The organism is Actinomadura roseirufa (assembly GCF_900659635.1).
In the GTDB taxonomy this organism is placed as follows: domain Bacteria; phylum Actinomycetota; class Actinomycetes; order Streptosporangiales; family Streptosporangiaceae; genus Spirillospora; species Spirillospora roseirufa.
Genome location: NZ_CAACVB010000076.1, coordinates 14721 through 32012 on the forward strand (window position 1 = coordinate 14721; position 17292 = coordinate 32012).

General features: G+C 73.0%; 16 protein-coding genes. 7 read left to right on the forward strand and 9 right to left on the reverse strand.

All coding sequences use genetic code 11. From position 1 onward, the window contains the following. Nucleotides 1-24 precede the first annotated feature (24 nt). The 7 genes from E1291_RS18045 to E1291_RS18075 all read right to left on the reverse strand — a co-directional run bounded on the left by E1291_RS18045 (nucleotide 25) and on the right by E1291_RS18075 (nucleotide 7527). Nucleotides 25-1560, reverse strand: coding sequence for an AAA family ATPase (locus E1291_RS18045; RefSeq protein ID WP_207400788.1), 1536 nt, complete (start codon nucleotides 1558-1560; stop codon nucleotides 25-27). 135 nt (nucleotides 1561-1695) lie between these two features. Next, nucleotides 1696-2511, reverse strand: a complete 816-nt coding sequence (locus E1291_RS18050) for a MetQ/NlpA family ABC transporter substrate-binding protein (protein ID WP_131738986.1) — start codon at nucleotides 2509-2511, stop codon at nucleotides 1696-1698. A 35-nt stretch (nucleotides 2512-2546) separates the two neighbouring features. Further along, nucleotides 2547-3203 (reverse strand): methionine ABC transporter permease, encoded by a 657-nt coding sequence (locus E1291_RS18055; RefSeq protein ID WP_131738987.1) that lies wholly within the window; start codon nucleotides 3201-3203, stop codon nucleotides 2547-2549. Beyond that, a complete protein-coding gene (locus tag E1291_RS18060) occupies nucleotides 3200-4210 on the reverse strand; it encodes a methionine ABC transporter ATP-binding protein (protein ID WP_131738988.1) in 1011 nt (336 codons plus the stop codon). The genes E1291_RS18055 and E1291_RS18060 overlap by 4 nt, the downstream gene beginning before the upstream one ends. A gap of 589 nt (nucleotides 4211-4799) precedes the next feature. Next, nucleotides 4800-5630: a DUF4097 family beta strand repeat-containing protein gene (locus E1291_RS18065; RefSeq protein WP_131738989.1), complete on the reverse strand. Its 831-nt coding sequence runs from the start codon at nucleotides 5628-5630 to the stop codon at nucleotides 4800-4802. After that, nucleotides 5627-6274 carry a response regulator gene (locus E1291_RS18070; RefSeq protein WP_131738990.1) on the reverse strand — a complete coding sequence of 216 codons (648 nt, stop codon included), beginning with the start codon at nucleotides 6272-6274 and terminating at the stop codon, nucleotides 5627-5629. The genes E1291_RS18065 and E1291_RS18070 overlap by 4 nt, the downstream gene beginning before the upstream one ends. Then, nucleotides 6262-7527 carry a sensor histidine kinase gene (locus E1291_RS18075; protein WP_131738991.1) on the reverse strand — a complete coding sequence of 422 codons (1266 nt, stop codon included), beginning with the start codon at nucleotides 7525-7527 and terminating at the stop codon, nucleotides 6262-6264. The genes E1291_RS18070 and E1291_RS18075 overlap by 13 nt, the downstream gene beginning before the upstream one ends. Nucleotides 7528-7703: 176 nt before the next feature. Here E1291_RS18075 and E1291_RS43295 point away from each other — a divergent pair, with 176 nt between their 5' ends. The 5 genes from E1291_RS43295 to E1291_RS18100 all read left to right on the forward strand — a co-directional run bounded on the left by E1291_RS43295 (nucleotide 7704) and on the right by E1291_RS18100 (nucleotide 11485). After that, nucleotides 7704-8345, forward strand: coding sequence for a hypothetical protein (locus E1291_RS43295; RefSeq protein ID WP_207400789.1), 642 nt, complete (start codon nucleotides 7704-7706; stop codon nucleotides 8343-8345). A gap of 149 nt (nucleotides 8346-8494) precedes the next feature. Further along, the gene (locus E1291_RS18085) at nucleotides 8495-9070 is read left to right on the forward strand and encodes a hypothetical protein (protein WP_242614217.1); all 576 of its coding nucleotides are present in this window, start codon (nucleotides 8495-8497) and stop codon (nucleotides 9068-9070) included. A 53-nt stretch (nucleotides 9071-9123) separates the two neighbouring features. Continuing rightward, the gene (locus E1291_RS18090) at nucleotides 9124-9705 is read left to right on the forward strand and encodes a TetR/AcrR family transcriptional regulator (RefSeq protein WP_131738992.1); all 582 of its coding nucleotides are present in this window, start codon (nucleotides 9124-9126) and stop codon (nucleotides 9703-9705) included. 221 nt (nucleotides 9706-9926) lie between these two features. After that, entirely contained in the window at nucleotides 9927-10694 is a 768-nt protein-coding gene (locus E1291_RS18095) for an SDR family NAD(P)-dependent oxidoreductase (RefSeq protein ID WP_131738993.1), read from the forward strand. Nucleotides 10695-10795: 101 nt separating this feature from the next. After that, nucleotides 10796-11485: a class I SAM-dependent methyltransferase gene (locus tag E1291_RS18100; RefSeq protein ID WP_131738994.1), complete on the forward strand. Its 690-nt coding sequence runs from the start codon at nucleotides 10796-10798 to the stop codon at nucleotides 11483-11485. Nucleotides 11486-11544: 59 nt separating this feature from the next. Here E1291_RS18100 and E1291_RS18105 read toward each other — a convergent pair whose 3' ends face one another. Continuing rightward, nucleotides 11545-11961 carry a MarR family winged helix-turn-helix transcriptional regulator gene (locus tag E1291_RS18105; protein ID WP_131738995.1) on the reverse strand — a complete coding sequence of 139 codons (417 nt, stop codon included), beginning with the start codon at nucleotides 11959-11961 and terminating at the stop codon, nucleotides 11545-11547. A 35-nt stretch (nucleotides 11962-11996) separates the two neighbouring features. On the opposite strand from E1291_RS18105, the gene E1291_RS18110 reads away from it, so the two are divergent. Beyond that, on the forward strand, nucleotides 11997-13460 hold the full coding sequence (locus E1291_RS18110) for an FUSC family protein (protein WP_131738996.1): 1464 nt from the start codon (nucleotides 11997-11999) through the stop codon (nucleotides 13458-13460). On the opposite strand, the gene E1291_RS18115 is transcribed toward E1291_RS18110, so the two are convergent. Beyond that, nucleotides 13414-14577 (reverse strand): lactate 2-monooxygenase, encoded by a 1164-nt coding sequence (locus E1291_RS18115; protein ID WP_131738997.1) that lies wholly within the window; start codon nucleotides 14575-14577, stop codon nucleotides 13414-13416. The genes E1291_RS18110 and E1291_RS18115 overlap by 47 nt on opposite strands. Nucleotides 14578-14735: 158 nt before the next feature. Between E1291_RS18115 and E1291_RS18120 the strand changes: the two genes are divergently transcribed. Then, nucleotides 14736-17246: a DNA gyrase/topoisomerase IV subunit A gene (locus tag E1291_RS18120; RefSeq protein WP_131738998.1), complete on the forward strand. Its 2511-nt coding sequence runs from the start codon at nucleotides 14736-14738 to the stop codon at nucleotides 17244-17246. The last annotated feature ends 46 nt before the right edge of the window (nucleotides 17247-17292 follow it).

Consider the following 17292-nt stretch of genomic DNA (forward strand, 5'->3'; position numbering starts at 1 on the left):
CCGTGGAGGACAAACCGCCGCGCTTCAGCCGTCCTCATCGTCGTGTCCTCCTCCTGGGAACACACCGTCTCCGGGACGTCCCGCACCGTGAGAGGCGTCGCCGTATTCGAGGGCGTCATCGTGTTCCCGGGAGGCGCCGTTTTCTCGGGAGGCGCCCAGCAGGCCGCGGGTCAGCGACTGCGCCGGGTCGAACATCTCCGTCACGGCCGCGCCGAAGTGCGCGCCGGTCAGGGTGCCCGGGGCCGCCCCGTCGCGCAGCGCCACGAGCACGGCGCGGCGGACCAGCTCCTTGATGAACGACGCCGTCACGCCCTCCGTCCGCGCGGCGATGTCGTCCAGGTCGGCGTCGAGGCGCAGCTTCCGCCCGTAGAGGCGCAGCAGCTCCACCCGTCCCGCGGCGTCCGGGCGGGGGACCTCCACCGCCAGGTCGATCCGGCCGGGCCGCTCGGCGAGCGCGCGCTCGAGCACCTCGACGCGGTTGGTGGTCAGCACGAACACGACGTCGGCGTCGCCCGCGACGCCGTCCATCGCGTCCAGCAGCGAGAACAGCAGCGGGCCGGAACCGCCCTCCACCAGGTCACGGTCCTCGGCGACCAGGTCGACGTCCTCCACGACGACGACGGCGGGTTGCAGGCTCCGCGCCAGCGCCACGGCCTCGTCCAGGAAGCGCATGGCGGGACCGGTGAGCTGGATGATCGTGTAACCGAGGAGCCGTCCCATCAGGTAGCGGACGGTGTGCGTCTTGCCCGTGCCGGGCGGGCCGTGCAGCAGCAGCCCGCGCTTGAGGTGCTGACCGGCGGCGAGGAGCCGCTCCGCGTGTTCGGCGATGCCGACGACGTGCGCCTCGATCGCCTCCAGGCGCCCGTCGGGCAGCACCACCTCGGAGGCGCCGAGATGCGGTCGCGGCAGGAACGAGACCAGGGCGTTCTGCTGGTACTCGGAGGCGCCGAAGGTCAGTACCTGCCCGCGCATGACGTCGTGCTCGCGCCGCAGGCGCTCGACCTCGTCGCGGACGGACGCGGCGGTCGCCCGGTCCCGGGCGAACACGCTGAGGACGCACAGCGCCTCGTAGGACTCGCGGGTGAGCACGCCGAGGACGACCGGGGAGCCGTCCGGCGCCGTCGACGGCACCATGCCGATCTCGACGACCTCCATCGAGGCGTCGGGGCCGACCGCCGCGGTGCCGTACTCGGGGCGGCCGAGTGAGTAGAACCCCTGCGTCACCGCCGCGCCCACCATGGCGCCAAGGGAGTCGTAGTGCCGCTCGGCGCCCGCGATGCCGAACCACTCGGCGGCGGGCGTCCGGGCCGCCAGGTAGGCGTCGATCCCGCGCTGGAGGCCGGCGTGCTCCCAGCCCTTGTAGTCCTGCCCGACCATCACCAGGTCGCGGTACGGCACCCCGATGTGCTCTGTGATCCGCGTGATGAGCGGTGACCGCTCGTTGCCCTCGCCGATCCGCTCCCCCGCGGTGCGCAGCAGCCGCTGCAGCCCGGCGGCCAGGGCGCGCGCGGACGCGAGGTCGAGATCCTGTTCGTCGCGTCCGGTCATGGCATCGGTCACGGATCCCCCGTTCGTCCGGTCGCCCGAGGCAAGACTAGGCAGCGCCCTCGCGACCCCGCGACCCGTTTTGCGGTGCCGTCCCCCGCATACGAGAGGACCCCGGGTGACACCGCACCCGGGGTCCTCGCGCACGGGTCAGGACGCGATGAGCACCGACCCCTTGTACTTGTCCTCGACGAACTTCTTCACCTCGGGGCCGCGGAGCAGCGAGACCAGCTTCTTGACACGCGGGTCGTCCTTGTTCTCCGGAAGGGTGACGACGCCGTTGGCGTAGGGATTGCCCTCCGGCTTCTCCGCGGCGAGCGCGTCCTTGTTCGGCGCCAGGTTCGCCTCGATCGCGTAGTTGCCGTTGATCACCGAGAGGTCCACGTCCTCCAGGGAGCGGGGCAGCTGCGCGGCCTTGAGCGGCTTGAACTTCAGGCCCTTGGGGTTGCTCGCGATGTCCTTCTCGGTGGCGCTGGTCGGCGCCCCCGGCTTCAGCGTGAGCAGCCCGTTGTCGGCCAGCAGCTTCAGGGAGCGGCCCTCGTTCGCGGGGTCGTTGGGAACCGCGACGGTCGCGCCCTGCGGGACGGCCTGCAGGCTCTTGACCTTCTTGGAGTAGACGCCGAGCGGCTCCAGGTGGACGGGCGCGACGAAGGTGAGCTTCGTGCCGGACTTCTTCTCGAACTCCTCCATGAACGGCACGTGCTGGAAGTAGTTGGCCGTGACCTGCTTCTCCTTCAGCACGGTGTTGGGCTGCTGGTAGTCGTCGAAGGTCACGATCTCCAGCTTGAGGCCGGCCTTCGAGGCGAGGTTGTCCTTGACGTACTTGAGGATGTCGCCGTGGGGGACGGGGTTGACCGCCACCTTCAGCGGCGCGTCCGCGTCGTTGGACGCCTCGGACGAGCCGCACGCGGTCAGGCCCGCGAGGAGACCGGCGGAGACCAGCGCGAGGGATATCTTGCGGAGCACGATGAGTGCCTTTCTGTGGGTTGCCCGGTGGGGTGTCACTTGTGCGTCAGACGGCGGGCGATAAGATCCCCGGCCGCCTGGATGATGAGGACCAGGACCACGAGCAGCACGACTGTGGCGATCATGACCTTGGTCTCGAAGCGTTCGTAGCCGTAGGTGATGGCGAGGTTGCCGAGCCCCCCGCCGCCGACCGTGCCGGCCATGGCGGTGTAGCCGATCAGTGCGATCACGGTGACGGTCAGGCCGGACACCAGGCCCGGCCGCGCCTCCCGCAGCAGCACCTTGGTGACGATCTCCCGGCGGGTGGCGCCCATCGCGTCGGCGGCCGCGACCACGCCCGGGTCGACCTCGCGCAGCGCGATCTCGACGAGCCGCGCGTAGAACGGGATGGCGCCGACCGTCAGCGGGACGATCGCCGCCGCGTTGCCGATGCTGGTGCCCACGACCACCCGGGTGAACGGGATGATCGCGACCATCAGGATCAGGAACGGCAGCGAGCGGCCGACGTTGACCACGACGCCGAGCGCCCGCTGCACCGGCGGGGCGGGCAGCAGGCCGCCCCGCTCGGTGATCACCAGTAGTACCCCGAGCAGCAGCCCGAGGACGGCGGTGAACAGCGTGGCGACGCCGGTCATGTACAGCGTCTCGCGGGTGGCGGGCCACAGCAGCGGGGTGACCTCGTCCCAGGTCATCGGTCGTCCTCCTCGGTGGTCGCGGGGGCCCTGACCTCGACGGCCAGGCCGGAGTCGCGCAGGAACGCCAGCTGCGCGGCGTTGGCCTCGGGGGCGCCCGGCAGCTCCAGCTGCAGCCGCCCGACGCGCTCGCCGCCGACGGTCTCCACGGCGCCGCCGAGGATGTTGACGTCCAGCGAGTACTCGCGCGCCAGGGCGGACACGAAGGGCCGGTCGGCCGTCCCGCCGACGAACGTGACCTCGACGACGGTCACGCCGTCGCGCGGCGCCACGGCCGGCAGCGGGAACAGGCCCCGCGCGAGCTCGGACCCGGGGCGCGCGAGCAGCTCGGTCACCGGCCCCGACTCGGTGAACCGGCCGTCGCGCATCACCGCGGCCGAGTCGCAGATCCGCTTGACGACCTCCATCTCGTGGGTGATCAGCAGAACGGTGAGGCCCAGGCGCCGGTTGAGGTCGCGCAGCAGCTCCAGGATCGACGCGGTGGTCTCCGGGTCGAGCGCCGAGGTCGCCTCGTCCGACAGCAGCACCTTCGGCCGCCCCGCCAGCGCGCGGGCGATGCCGACGCGCTGCTTCTGCCCGCCCGAGATCTGCGCGGGGTAGGCCCCGGCGTGGTCGGTGAGCCCGACCAGCTCCAGGAGCTCGGCGACCCGCGCCGACCGCTCCGCCCGCCGCACGCCCATGACCTCCAGCGGGAACGCCACGTTGCCCGCGACGGTGCGGCTGCCGAGCAGCCCGAAGTGCTGGTGGATCATGCCGATGCCCTGCCGGGCGCGGCGCAGCTCGGCGCCGTTGAGCGCCAGCAGGTCGCGCCCGTCGATCAGCACGCGCCCCGCGTCCGGCCGCTCCAGCAGGTTGACGCAGCGCAGCAGCGTGCTCTTGCCCGCGCCGCTGCGCCCCAGCACCCCGAAGATCTCGCCTTCGGGAACGGCCAGGTCGACGCCGTCGACGGCGGTCACCTCGCGCCCGCGGGCGCGATAGACCTTTCTAAGTTTTTCGATCTGAATCACAGAGAATCATCCGTGCGAAGGGGCGCCGCCACGGCGGGCGGAGCGAACGGGCAGGTCAGGACGGGTGCTGTCCGGGGCGCGCGCTCGGCGCCCGCCGCCGGAGGCGGAGGACGCGGCCGTTATCCACAGAACGTGGTTCTACTTCCACGCGGGTGCGCGGGACGCGACGCTGAAGGCGGCGCTTTCGCCCAACGTGAAGGAGGAACCGATGTCCATCCAGGAGCGCGGGAGGGCAGGCCGGCCGGCGCTCGGGCGCGCGGTCAGGCGCGGCCGGGCGGGTAGGGGGTATGGCTCAGCAGATGACGTTCGAAGTTCATGCGCGACTCGGGTCTCGGAGTGGCTCGCTTCGGGGCGCGAGGCTCAGGTAGGGGCCCTCAGCCGTCACACATTCGCCGGTGGGCGCACCTCATGGCCCACCGGTTCGGCGGGCAGCACGTCGCGCACGGGCGTACGTCGGTCATGTCATCAGTTAAGCGGGTTAAGACAGATGACGCAAATCCGCCCAAGCAGGACCCACCCGGTCCACGGTGGACGTCTCGCGCCGGGCACCGGCCCGCACGCCGCCCGCCGCCGCACGGTCCGGGACCGGTCAGTCGTCGTCGTAGTCCACGTGGGTGGAGCCGGAGTTCGAGCGGACGGAGATGGTCTGCGCGGACCGCTGGTCGACGACCGCGTCGTTGATGTGGGACGAGCCGGAGCCGTTCCGGCTGAGGACGTTGAAGCGCGACCCCCGCGGGACGATCACTTTCACCTGGCCGGAGTCCGCCGCCGCCTCCACCTGGTCGGGCGGCGTCGTGTAGCGCAGGTCGACGTCACCGGAGGACACCTCGGCCTTGGTCGTGGGGGCGGCCAGCCCGGTGCCCTTGATCGTGCCCGACCGGGCCCGGGCGCGCAGGGCCCCCCGGGTGTCGGCCAGCGTGATCTTGCCCGACGAGGTGCGCAGGTCGAGGTCCCCGGTGATGCCCCGGACGGTGAGCTGCCCGGAGCTGGTGACGGCCGTCACGCGCGCGTCCGGCGGCACCTGAAGGTCGATGTTCGCGCCGCACTCGAACGCGCCGTACAGGGTGGACTTGTTCCGGCAGCGGAACCTGACCCGCAGGACGTCGCCGACGAGCGCCTGCTCCACGACCGGCTTGCCGACGGCCCAGGTGAGCCGTTGCTGGACGCTCGCCTCCCCCGCGGGTCCGGGCCCCACGGAGGCTTCGGCGTCCCCGAGGTCCAGCCGCACCTCCTTGATCGCGTGCCGGTACGGGGTCGTCCGGTGGCTCGTCTGGCGCATCGTCCGGCCCCCCGCCCACACGGCCATGGGCTCCACCATCGCCAGGGCCGTCGCGACCGCCAGGCAGATCCACACGGCGCGCCGCCGCGGGCGCTCGGCGGCGCCCGCCCCGGGGCCGCCGGCTCCGGCCGGGGAGGTCACGTGTCACCGTCCAGGAAGCGCAGCACCGCCAGGACGCGCCGGTGGTCGCCCTCGGCGTGCGGGAGGTCGAGCTTGGCGAAGATGCTGTTGATGTGCTTGGCCACGGCGCTCTCGCTCACCACCAGGGCCCCGGCGATCCCCGCGTTGGAGCGTCCCTCCGCCATCAGCGCCAGGACCTCCTTCTCCCGGGGCGTCAGCCGGTCGAGCGGATCGCGGTGGCGGCGCAGCAGAAGCTGGGAGACGACCTCGGGGTCCAGGGCGGTGCCTCCGGCGGCGACACGACGCAGGGCGTCCAGGAACACCGACACGTCGGCGACACGGTCCTTCAGCAGGTACCCGACGCCGCTGGTGCTGGTCGACAGCAGATCGGCGGCGTACCGCTCCTCCACGAACTGCGACAGCAGCAGCACCGCGACCTCGGGCGCCTCGCGCCGCATCACCAGCGCCGCGCGGACCCCCTCGTCGGTGAAGCCGGGCGGCATCCGCACGTCCACGATGGCCGCGTCCGGGCGGTGCTGCCGCACGGCCGCCAGGAGCCCCTCGGCCTCGCCGACCGCCGCCGCCACCTCGAAGCCGGAGGTCTCCAGCAGCTTGATCAGCCCGGCCCGCAGCAGGACCGAGTCCTCGGCGATCACAATGCGCACGGCAACTCCACGGTGACGGTCGTCGGCCCCCCGGCGGGGCTGCTGATCCGGAAGGTACCGTCCACGGACTGCACGCGCCGCGCGAGTCCGGTCAGCCCCGTCCCGCCGGACGGATCGGCACCGCCCACGCCGTCGTCGGTGACGACCACCCGGAGCGTGTCGCCCTCCCGGAGCACCGTCACCTCCACCGCCGACGCGCGCGCGTGCTTGACGACATTGGTGAGGGCCTCGGAGACGACGAAATAGGCGACGGCCTCGACGGTCGACGAGGCGCGCGGCTCCACCTCGACCCGCAACGCCACCTCCAGCGGCACCCGCGCGGCGACGCCGGAGAGCGCGGCGTCCAGACCGCGGTCCTCCAGCACGGCCGGATGCAGGCCGCGGATCAGGTTGCGCAGCTCGGTGAGCGCCTCCTTGGCCTCCTCGTGCGCCTCGATGATCACCTGCATGGCCTCGTCCGGGACGCCGCTGAGGGTCTCGCGGGCCAGCCCGAGGTTCAGCGCGAGCGACACCAGCCGCTGCTGCGCCCCGTCGTGCAGGTCGCGCTCGATGCGGCGGCGCTCGAGGTCGGCGGCGTCCACCACGCTGGCGCGCTTCTCGGCCAGGTCCTCGACGCGCCGCTCCAGTTCCGCGGCCCGGTCGGGCCCGAGCAGCGTGACGGCTGCGCGGGCGTCCGCACGGCGCACCGCCGCCGCCACCCACGGCGCGGCGAGCAGCAGCAGCACGCCGAGCCCGCTCAGGACCCCGATGCGGATCGCGTGCGCCGACAGGCTCAGCGGGTTCGAGTAGGGCAGCGCCCACGCATAGGACGCACAGGTCGCCAGGAACGCCCCGGCCATCCAGGTGGCGAGGGTCGTGAGCGCGCCGACCGCCAGGAACGGCCCCACCACCAGGTGGTAGCGGATGACCCGCCAGACCTCCGGTGAGCGGAGGTTGCGCAGCGCGTCCCACGGGCGTCCGTCGTCGAAGTCCGGCATGCGCGAGATCTCCAGGCCGAGCATCGCCCAGCAGCGCTCCCGCTGCCAGGACGTCAGCGGCCGTAGCGCGAGCAGCATCGCCAGGAGCGAGACCGTCGCCAGGACCACGAGCGGAACGAGGTTCACGGGGATCCAGACCGTCCAGAACGCGGCGCCGATCGTCCAGCCCGCGAACTGCAGGGGCACCCCTGAGGCGACGAACGCGGTGTCCCGCCACGTCGCCCGGGACCACGGTGCATGCTCGAGCGCACGCCGTGCCGGAGAGATGGATGCCATGGGGCAACCGTATTGCCCCTGGTGGCGGGTTCCCATGAATCAGGCATCCGGCCCGGAGGTGAACCTAGTGCCACCCCGACTCGGATATGCACGCTACTGAGTCCGGCGCGCCCTGCGGCCAGCCTTGTTACAGCACCCGCCGAGGGGTGCGAGTCCACCTCCGGAGGAGTTCGGTCATGGTCGCCAGCATCACCCCGTTCGGGTCCCGTCCCGCCCGCCGCCCGCTCAGGCTGCTTCGTCCGGCACCCGCCCGGCCCGGTGGCGCCGCACGCGGCCGTCCCGCCCTCTTCGAGCGCCCTCGGCGTTCCTCCCGCGTGACCGGCGTGGACCGTCCCGGCACCACGGTCCTCTCGCTGGACGAGCGGACCGCCGCATCGGAACGGTCCCGCCGGCCCTGGCTCGGGTGGTGCTTCATCGCCGCAGGCGCCGCCATGGTGCCCTGGATGTGGACGCTCGCCTCCCGGCTGCCCTCCACGACGCAGGTGTCCCACTGGTCGGCGGCGTGGGTCGGCCTGGACATGATGCTCGCCGCCGGGCTGCTCGGGACGGGCGTGCTGTTCACCCGCGGCGACCCCCGCCACGGGCTGATCGCCGCGGCCACCGGCGGCATGCTGCTGGTGGACGCCTGGTTCGACGTGGTCACCGCCCCGTCCGGCGCCGAGCGCACCATGGCCATCGCGCTGGCCCTCGGGGCCGAACTGCCGCTGGCCGCCCTGTGCGCCGTCCTGGCCGCGCGGGCGGTGCCGCGCGGCACCGCCCGCGACACCGCGCACGGAACGGCGGCGCCCGCGGAGGTCCACGCGCGGGCCGCTCGTTGAGCCCAGGTTAAGGACCGATGGCAAAGCATCGACGGGAGTACGCCAGACGGGTGAAACCAGACGAGCCGGACCTCTAGAGTGAGTGCCACGAAGGGGCCCTCTTCCGGGAGGGCCCCTTGCCCTGCCTGCACGATCAGAGGTCCCGGAACATGAACGACCACGAGGTGCACGAGGAGTGCCTGCGGCTCCTGCGGGACGGCCTGCCCGACCCCGCCCCCGACGCCTTCACCGAGGGCCGGGACTTCCTCCCGCTCGGCCTCGACCGGGACGGTGACGTCGCCGTTGTCACGTTCCTGCACCATTGGGGGGACGCGGCGACCGGGGCGGCCACGTTCATCGAGGGCTGGACGTTCCACCGCCGCGACGGCGAGTGGATGGAGCTCGGCGGCGGGGGCGGCTCGGCCCCGGACCAGCCGCTGACCCGCCGCTCGTCCGGCGAGATGGGCCGCCACCTGGAGAAGTACGGGTCGGGCCGGACCGTCCGCAACGCCAACCGGCTGCTGCCCTGGGGCGCGAAGTGGGTCAACGAGGCGCGGCTGCGGGCCTCGTCGGAGGTCGCCAGGATCCGGATCGGCCAGCGGCTGCTGGAGGTCCCCGTCCACGGGCATGTCGCCGTCGTGTGGTCGGCCCGCCGGGGACCGGTGATCGAGGCCCTGGCCGCGGACGGCGCGGTGCTGGACTCGCTCGACCTGGACCGCCCGGTGGTCCCGGCGGCGCGATCCTAGATCCGATCCCTCATATTTGACCGTTCGTTCTGGAACGCTCTAAGGTCGCGTCCATGGCGCGCACCAAGGAGTTCGACCCGGACGCGGCGCTGCGGCGGGCCCTGGACCTGTTCTGGGAACGCGGCTACGAGGCGACGTCGATGGCGGATCTCGTCGAGCGCCTCGGCATCGCCCGCGCGAGCATCTACGCGACGTTCGGCGGCAAGCGCGAGCTGTACCTGAAGGCCCTCGGCCGGTACGTGAGCACGACCGATCCCGTGGTCGGCGAGGCGCTGGCGCGGCCCGGCCCCGTCCTGCCGGCGGTCCGGGAGCTCGTCGAGCGCTTCGCCGCGGAGTCCGGCCGCGACCGGCCGCGGCTCGGCTGCATGGTGGTCAACGCCGCGGTCGAGCTCGGCCCGCGCGACGCCGAGGCCGCGCGCCTGGTGGAGGCCAGCTGGGCTTTCCTGGAGGCGTCCCTGACCTCGGCACTGACCCGCGCCCGCGCCCAGGGCGAACTGCCGCCCGACCGCGATCCCCGCGCCCTGGCACGGCTCCTGCTCGTGCTGTTCCAGGGCATGCGCGTCCTGGGCCGCGCCCCGGCGAGCGACGACCGGCTCCGGGACGCCGCCCGCCAGGCCCTGACCCTGCTCGACTGATCCGGGGCACCGCCAGGCCCGCCCGTAGATCATCTCCACCCGGCCGGCCCGCCAGGCTCTGATCCCGCCCGACCGGGCCAGGGGCGCCGACCGCGTCCGCTCGCGGACCGGCCCCCGGCCCGACCGCCCGTCCGAACCGTCCTGCGACCGGCCCGCCGTCCGACGGCGGCCCCCGCGGGCGCTCATTTCAGAACGATCGATCTCAAATTGGGGAGCTCATCATGACCGGACGTTTCGACGGCAGGGTCGTCCTCGTCACCGGCGGCGCCGGAGGCATCGGCCGGGCCGCGGCGCTCGGCTTCGCCCGCGAGGGCGCCACCGTGGTCCTCGCGGGGCGCGACTCCGCCGCCCTCGGCCACGCGGCCGGGGAGATCGGGCGTGCGGCCGGATCCGGCCGCGCCGACCACGTGGTCGTGGACGTGACGGACCCGGCGGACGTCGCCCGGATGGTCGCGACCGTCACCGGGCGGCACGGCGGCCTGCACGTCGCGTTCAACAACGCGGGGATCTTCGGTGGGGCCGCCCCCGTCGCCGATCTCGCCGACGACGTCTGGACGGAGGTCCTCGCCGTGAACCTGACCGGCGTCTTCCTGTGCATGAAGCACGAGATCGCGCACATGCGGGCGCACGGCGGCGGCACGATCGTCAACACCGCCTCCAACATCGGCGCCCACGGCCGCCGCCCCGGAATGGCGGCCTACGCGGCGTCCAAGGCCGGGGTCAGCGCCCTGACCCGCACGGCGGCCCGCGAGTGCATCGGCGACGGCGTCCGCGTCAACGCGGTGAGCCCCGGCGCCAGCGACACCCCGATGTCCTTCCGGCCCGGCGAGTCGCGCGCCGACCGGTACGCCCGGCTGCGCACGGCCGTCCCCGCGGGCCGCGCCGCGGGGACGGCCGAGATCGCCGAGGCGGTGCTCTGGCTGGCCTCGGACGAGTCCTCGTTCGTCGTGGGTCACGACATGGTCGTCGACGGCGGGGCCACCGCTTGATCCACGGGCCGCCGGCGGCCCGGGCGAGGCGCCGCGAAGGCCCTGGGAGAGCCCGTGGCCGGGGACGCTTTCCGACCTGCCCGCGGGGGCAGACTCATCGCATGGCCGTAACGCCCGACCACGACGCCGACCCGGAGCGCCTCCGTCTCGCCACGAGGGTCACGCGCAAGTACCTGATCGGAGCGCGGAGCCTGCACGAGCACATCGCCTCGAAGCTGCTGCGCTCGGCCGCGCCGCGCGTCCTGGACCTCGGGTGCGGGGAGGGCGCCCTCAACGTCGCCCTCCCCGATCCGCCGCCGTTCCGGCTGGTGGGCGCGGACGGGTCGGCCACCGTGCTGGGGGACCATCCGGGTCCGTGCGTCCGGGCCGACGCCGCCCGGCTGCCGTTCCGCGACGCGGTGTTCGACGCGGTCGTGGCGGTGAACGCGCTGTGGCACCTGGAGGATCCGCGGACGGCGCTGCGCGAGGCGCGCCGGGTGCTCGTGCCGGGCGGCCTGCTGTTCGCGACGGCGATCTGCCGCGACGACAGCCCGGAGCTGGCGCCCGTGTGGCGTCCCGAGCCCACGCCGTTCGACGCCGAGGAGGCCCCGGCGAGGGTCTGCGAGGTCTTCGGGGAGGTCGAGGTGGAGCGCTGGGACGCCCCGCTGCTCACACTGCCCGACCCGGCCGCCGTCCGCGACTACCTGATCGCCCGCCGGATGCCCGGCGCCCAGGCCGCCGAGGCCGCGCGGAGGGTGCGCACCCCGCTCCCGGTGACCAGGCGCGGCGCCCTGGTCATGGCCCGCCGCTGAGACCCGGCGGGGAGCGGCGGCATGAGTAATGCCGACGGGAATTAGTAAGCGGTTTCGAATTAATCTCCCAGCTGTTCCATCAGCCGGGCCGCGAGGCGCAGGACCTCGCGCTCGGTGGCGCTGAGCCCGCCGAGCGCACCGGCCAGCCACGCGTCGCGCTCGCGCATGTCGGCGCGGAGCGCCGCGGCGCCCGCCGGCGAGATCGCCAGCACGGCCTGGCGCCCGTCGAGCGCGTCCCGCGACCGTGAGATCAGGCCATCCCGCTCCAGTTCGGCGAAGACGCGGGTGAGCGACTGGGGCCGCTGCCCCTCCGCCGCGGCCAGCGCACCGGCGGTGCTCGGTCCGCGCCGGTGCAGATGACCCAGCACAAGGATCTTGTTGTTGCTCAGCGCTCCGGGCGGGCGGCCGGCGCGCATGCGCCGCGCCAGCGTCAGCACGCCGTGCCGGATCTCCGCAGCCACCTCCAGATGCGTCATACTATTACGCTATCACTTATTAAATCGGAGGCACCGTGAGCGCGGACACGACAGCGAGCGGGAAGCGCACGGGCGCGTATTCCACCGCCGCCCTCACCATGGCCGCGGTGCTCGCCGCCTATGGCTCGACCTTGTACCTCCAGCGGAGCGCGCACCTGAACGCGGATGTGCTCATCCAGTCGGTGGTGCTGTCCGTCAGCCTCGCCCGGACCGAGCGGAACGCCGCTCTGCCGGACCGGTTCATCTGTTTCGCCGCGCTCCCGGCGGTCGCCATCGTTTCGGCCGGGCTGGGCGACGCCATGTCAAGCGAGGCGTTCCTCGGCAAGTTCCTGGGTGATGCGGCCTTCACCCTTCTGGTCACGTCCGCGATCTGGGTTCGGCGGTTCGGAGCCCGTGCGGCGCGTACGGGACAGCTGGCGCTGCTACCGGCGATCGCTCTCCTCGCAGTCCCCCGCATTCCCGGTCATGACGTGAACAGCGTCCTTTGGGCGCCGATCGTCGCCCTGATCGCCTGTTTCTGGGTCACGGCCTTCCAACTGCTCGTCGGGGCCAGGGACGCGCCGAGGCAGGGCCCTCTTCCGACTGCGGCTAAGGGCCGCATCGCGCCCAGTACCCGGATGGCCGCGCAGACGGGTGCCGCGCTGAGCACCGCGTTCGCCCTGGGACACCTGTTCTTCCCCGATCACTGGGCGTGGGTCGTGCTGACGACCTTCATCGTGTGCCAAGGGGCGCGCGGGCGCGGTGACGCCCTGCACAAGGGCGTGCTGCGCGCGCTTGGCGCGGCCGGAGGAACTCTGGTCGCGGCCCTGGCGGCGGGAGCCTATCCCCCGGGCGACCAGGACGCGGTCGTGCTCATCTTCATCGTGCTCGGCATCGCGGTCTGGCTGCGGCACTGGAGCTACGCGTACTGGGCCGGAGGCGTCACCGCGGCGCTGTCCCTGCTGTACGGGTACTTCGGGCAGGCGGCGGAACCGCTGCTGCGCACCCGCCTGGAAGCGATCATGGCCGGCGCCGTGATCGGCGTCGCGGCGGCCTGGCTCATCCTCCCCTTCCGCACCAGGGACGTCCTGCGCCGCCGGACGGCCGAGGCGCTGGCCGCGCTCACGGACGTGCTGGCGGGCGAGGCGGACGCGTCGCGCCGGTTCGAGCGCGCGGTCGCGGAACTGGACCTGCTCCACGGGCCGCTGACGATGCACCGCCTCGTCTCCCGCCGGACTCCGCATCACGTCGACGCGATCGACGCGCTCCGGGCGTCGGTCCGCTCCGTCCAGGGCCTCGCCCCGGACGCCCGGCTCGGTGAGCTGCGGCGCAACGTGGGCGCGGTGCGTCTCGCCCTGGCGGGACGGGCGGACGGCGCGTACCGGCGTGTGCCGGCGGACGGGGCGCCCGCCGCGACGGCCGTGGCCGAGATAGACGGGCAACTGGCCCGCCTCCATGAGATCTTCGCCCCTCCTACGCCTCGGAAAGGATCTCCGGAGTCAGTTCGTCCGGACGGCTGACGCCGCACAGGGCCATGGTCAGCTCCAGGTCCGCCTGGAGGCAGCGCAAGACGTGCTGGACACCCGCTTCACCGCCGAGGGCCAGCCCATAGACGTACGGTCGCGCGACCAGGACCGCCTGGGCGCCGAGCGCGAGGGCCTTGATGATGTCGGCGCCGGTACGGATGCCGCTGTCGAACAGGACGGTCGTCTGGTCCCGCACCGCGTCGACGACCCCCGGCAGGGCGTCCAGCGACGCGATGGCGCCGTCCACCTGCCGCCCGCCGTGGTTGGAGACGATCACGCCGTCCATCCCGGCGTCCACGGCGCGCCGCGCGTCGTCGGGGTGCTGGATGCCCTTGAGCGCGATCGGCCCGGCCCAGTGCTCCCGGAGGAAGATGAGATCGTCCCAGGTCAGGCCGGGGTTGCCGAAGGTGGCGACCCAGTGCAGGAGCGCGGCGTCACGGTTGGCGCCGGTGACGGGACCGCCGACGGCCCGCTGGAAGACGGGGTCGCTGAAGTAGTTGGCGACGCCGATGCCGCGCAGGAACGGTAGGTACGCCTGGTCAAGGTCGCGGGGACGCCACGCCAGGGTGAAGGTGTCGAGCGTGACGACGAGGGCCGTGTAGCCCGCGGCCTTGGCGCGCTCTAGGAAGCTGACGGCGAGGTCGCGGTCCTTGGGCCAGTACAACTGGAACCAGCGCGGGCCGTCACCGCCGGTGGCCGCGACCTCCTCGATCGAGTGCGACGCCACCGTGCTCAGCACCATGGTCAATCCCGTGGCCGCCGCCGCCCGCGCCACGGCCAGTTCCCCGTCCGGGTGGAAGAGGGACTGCACTCCGATGGGCGCCAGCAATACCGGGGACGGCATGGGAGTGCCGAGGACCTCCACCGACAGGTCCCGTTCCGCCACGTCCCTCAGCATCCTCGGGACGATCCTCCGGCGCTCGAACGCGGCGCGGTTGGCCCGCGCGGTGGCCTCGCTGCCCGCCGCCCCCGCGACGTAGCCGAACGCGCGCTCCGACAGCGCGCGCTCGGCGAGCGCTTCGAGCCTGGTGAGGTCGGTGGGCAGTGCCGGGCGCACGTCACCGAGTCCCTGAAGGTAGATGGAGTTCTGGAAGTCGGCGAGCGCGCTCATGGGAACCTCCGCGGGACGAGGCCGGGGGCCTGGGAAGCCGTCCGTCCCGGACCAAACTGCCATGGCCGCTGATCGGACGGGGTGACAGAACGGCACCAATCGGCGGGCCGCCGGTGGGGCGGGCGAAAGATGTCCGCGGGACCGGCCACAATGTCAGCATGGCACGACGCGGATCCCAGGCCCCTCCCCCGCCGCCGGACTTCGAAGAGAACATCATCGATGTCGATGTCTCCGAGGAGATGCGCGGCAGCTATCTCGAGTACGCCTACTCGGTCATCTACCAGCGGGCGCTTCCCGACGCGCGCGACGGGCTGAAGCCCGTCCAGCGGCGGATCCTGTACTCGATGAACGAGATGGGCCTGCGACCCGACCGGGGGCACGTCAAGTGCGCCCGCGTCGTCGGCGAGGTCATGGGCAAGCTGCACCCGCACGGCGACAGCGCCATCTACGACGCGATGGTGCGGATGGCCCAGCCGTGGGCGATGCGGATGCCGCTGGTCGACGGGCACGGCAACTTCGGCTCGCTGGGCGGCGACGACCTGCCCGCCGCCATGCGGTACACCGAGGCCCGGATGTCCCGCGAGGCCATGCTCATGGTCACCTCCATCGACGAGGACACCGTCGAGTTCCGGCCCAACTACGACGGCCAGGAGACCGAGCCCGAGGTCCTGCCCGCGGCGTTCCCCAACCTGCTGGTCAACGGCGCGTCCGGGATCGCGGTCGGGATGGCCACCAACATGGCGCCGCACAACCTCGGCGAGGTCATCGCCGCGGCCCGGCACCTGATCGACCACCCCGACGCCGGGCTGGAGGAGCTGATGCGCTTCGTCCCCGGCCCCGACCTGCCCACCGGCGGCATGATCGTCGGCCTGGACGGGATCCGCGACGCCTACGAGCGCGGCCGGGGGACCTTCCGCACCCGCGCCACCACCTCCATCGAGAACGTCACGCCGCGCCGTAAGGGCATCATCGTCAGCGAGCTGCCCTACGCCGTCGGCCCCGAGCGCGTCAAGGCGAAGATCAAGGAGCTGGTCAACGCCAAGAAGCTGCAGGGCATCGCCGACCTGAAGGACCTCACCGACCGCAACGTCGGCCTCCGCCTGGTCATCGAGGTCAAGAACGGCTTCAACCCCGAGGCGGTGCTGAACGACCTGTACCGGCTGACGCCGATGGAGGAGACCTTCGGCATCAACAACGTCGCGCTGGTCGACGGCCAGCCGCGCACCCTCGGGCTGCGCGACATGCTGCAGGTCTACGTCGACCACCGCATCGACGTCGTCCGCCGCCGCTCGCTGGACCGGCGGCGGCGGCGCGAGGAGCGCCTGCACCTGGTCGACGGCCTGCTGGTCGCCCTGCTCAACATCGACGAGGTCATCCAGGTCATCCGGCAGAGCGACGACTCCGCCCAGGCCAAGCAGCGGCTCATGCAGATCTTCGAGCTGTCGGAGATCCAGTCGCAGTACATCCTCGACACGCCGCTGCGCCGCCTCACCCGCTTCGACCGGCTGGAGCTGGAGAAGGAGAAGGAGCAGCTCGACAAGGAGATCGCCCGGCTGACCGCGATCCTGGAGTCGGAGCGCAAGCTGCGCGGCCTGGTCTCCAAGGAGCTCGGCGAGGTCGCCACCGAGTTCGCCACGCCGCGGCGCACCGCCCTGCTGGAGGCCCCCGGGCAGACCGCGGTCGCCGCGGTGCCGCTCGAGGTCGCCGACGACCCGTGCACGGTACTGATGTCCTCCACCGGCCTGCTGGCCCGCACCGGTCACGCCGAGCCGCTGCCCGACAGCGGCCCCCGCGCCCCGCACGACGTGCTGGTGTCGGTGGTGCCGACGACGGCGCGCGCGCAGATCGGCGCGGTCACCTCGCTCGGCCGGGTGATCCGCGTCGACGTGCTGGACCTGCCGGCCCTCCCGCCGTCGGCGTCACCGCCGTCCCTGGCCGGCGGCGCGCCCGTCACCGAGTACGTCGACCTCGCGGCGGACGAGACGGTCGTCGGCGTCGCGGCCCTGTCCGACAGCGGCGGCGGCCTCGCCCTCGGCACCGCGCAGGGCGTCGTCAAGCGGGTCGTCCCCGACTTCCCCGCCAACCGCGACGAGTTCGAGGTGATCGGGCTCAAGGAGGGCGACCGCGTCGTCGGCGCCGTCCAGCTCCTCTCCGAGGACCAGCACCTCGTGTTCATCACCGGCGACGCCCAGCTGCTGCACTTCGCCGCGTCCAACGTCCGCCCGCAGGGCCGCGCGGCCGGGGGGATGGCCGGCATCAAGCTCGCGGAGGGCGCCCGCGTCATCTGGTTCGGTGCGCTCGACCCCGGCCGCGAGGCCCGGGTGATCACCGTGTCCGGCTCGTCCTCGGCGCTGCCCGGCACCCAGACCGGCGCGATCAAGGTCGCCGACTTCGCCGACTTCCCGGCCAAGGGCCGCGCGACCGGCGGCGTCCGCTCGCACCGCTTCCTCAAGGGCGAGGACGTCCTGATCCAGGCGTGGGCGGCTCCGACGCCGCTGCGGGCGGCCGGGCCGGGCGGCAGGCCCGCCACGCTCTCGGCCTCGCTCGGCCGCCGGGACGGCTCCGGTGAGGGGCTCGACCAGGCCCTCACCGCCGTCAGCGGCCCCATCGGCGCGGCCCCCGGGTCCGAGCCGCCGTCCGCGCCGCCCACGCCGGCGTCCGAGGACTGACCCGAGGCCGGAACGGGGTCCCGGCTCGCCGGGGCCCCGCCGGATC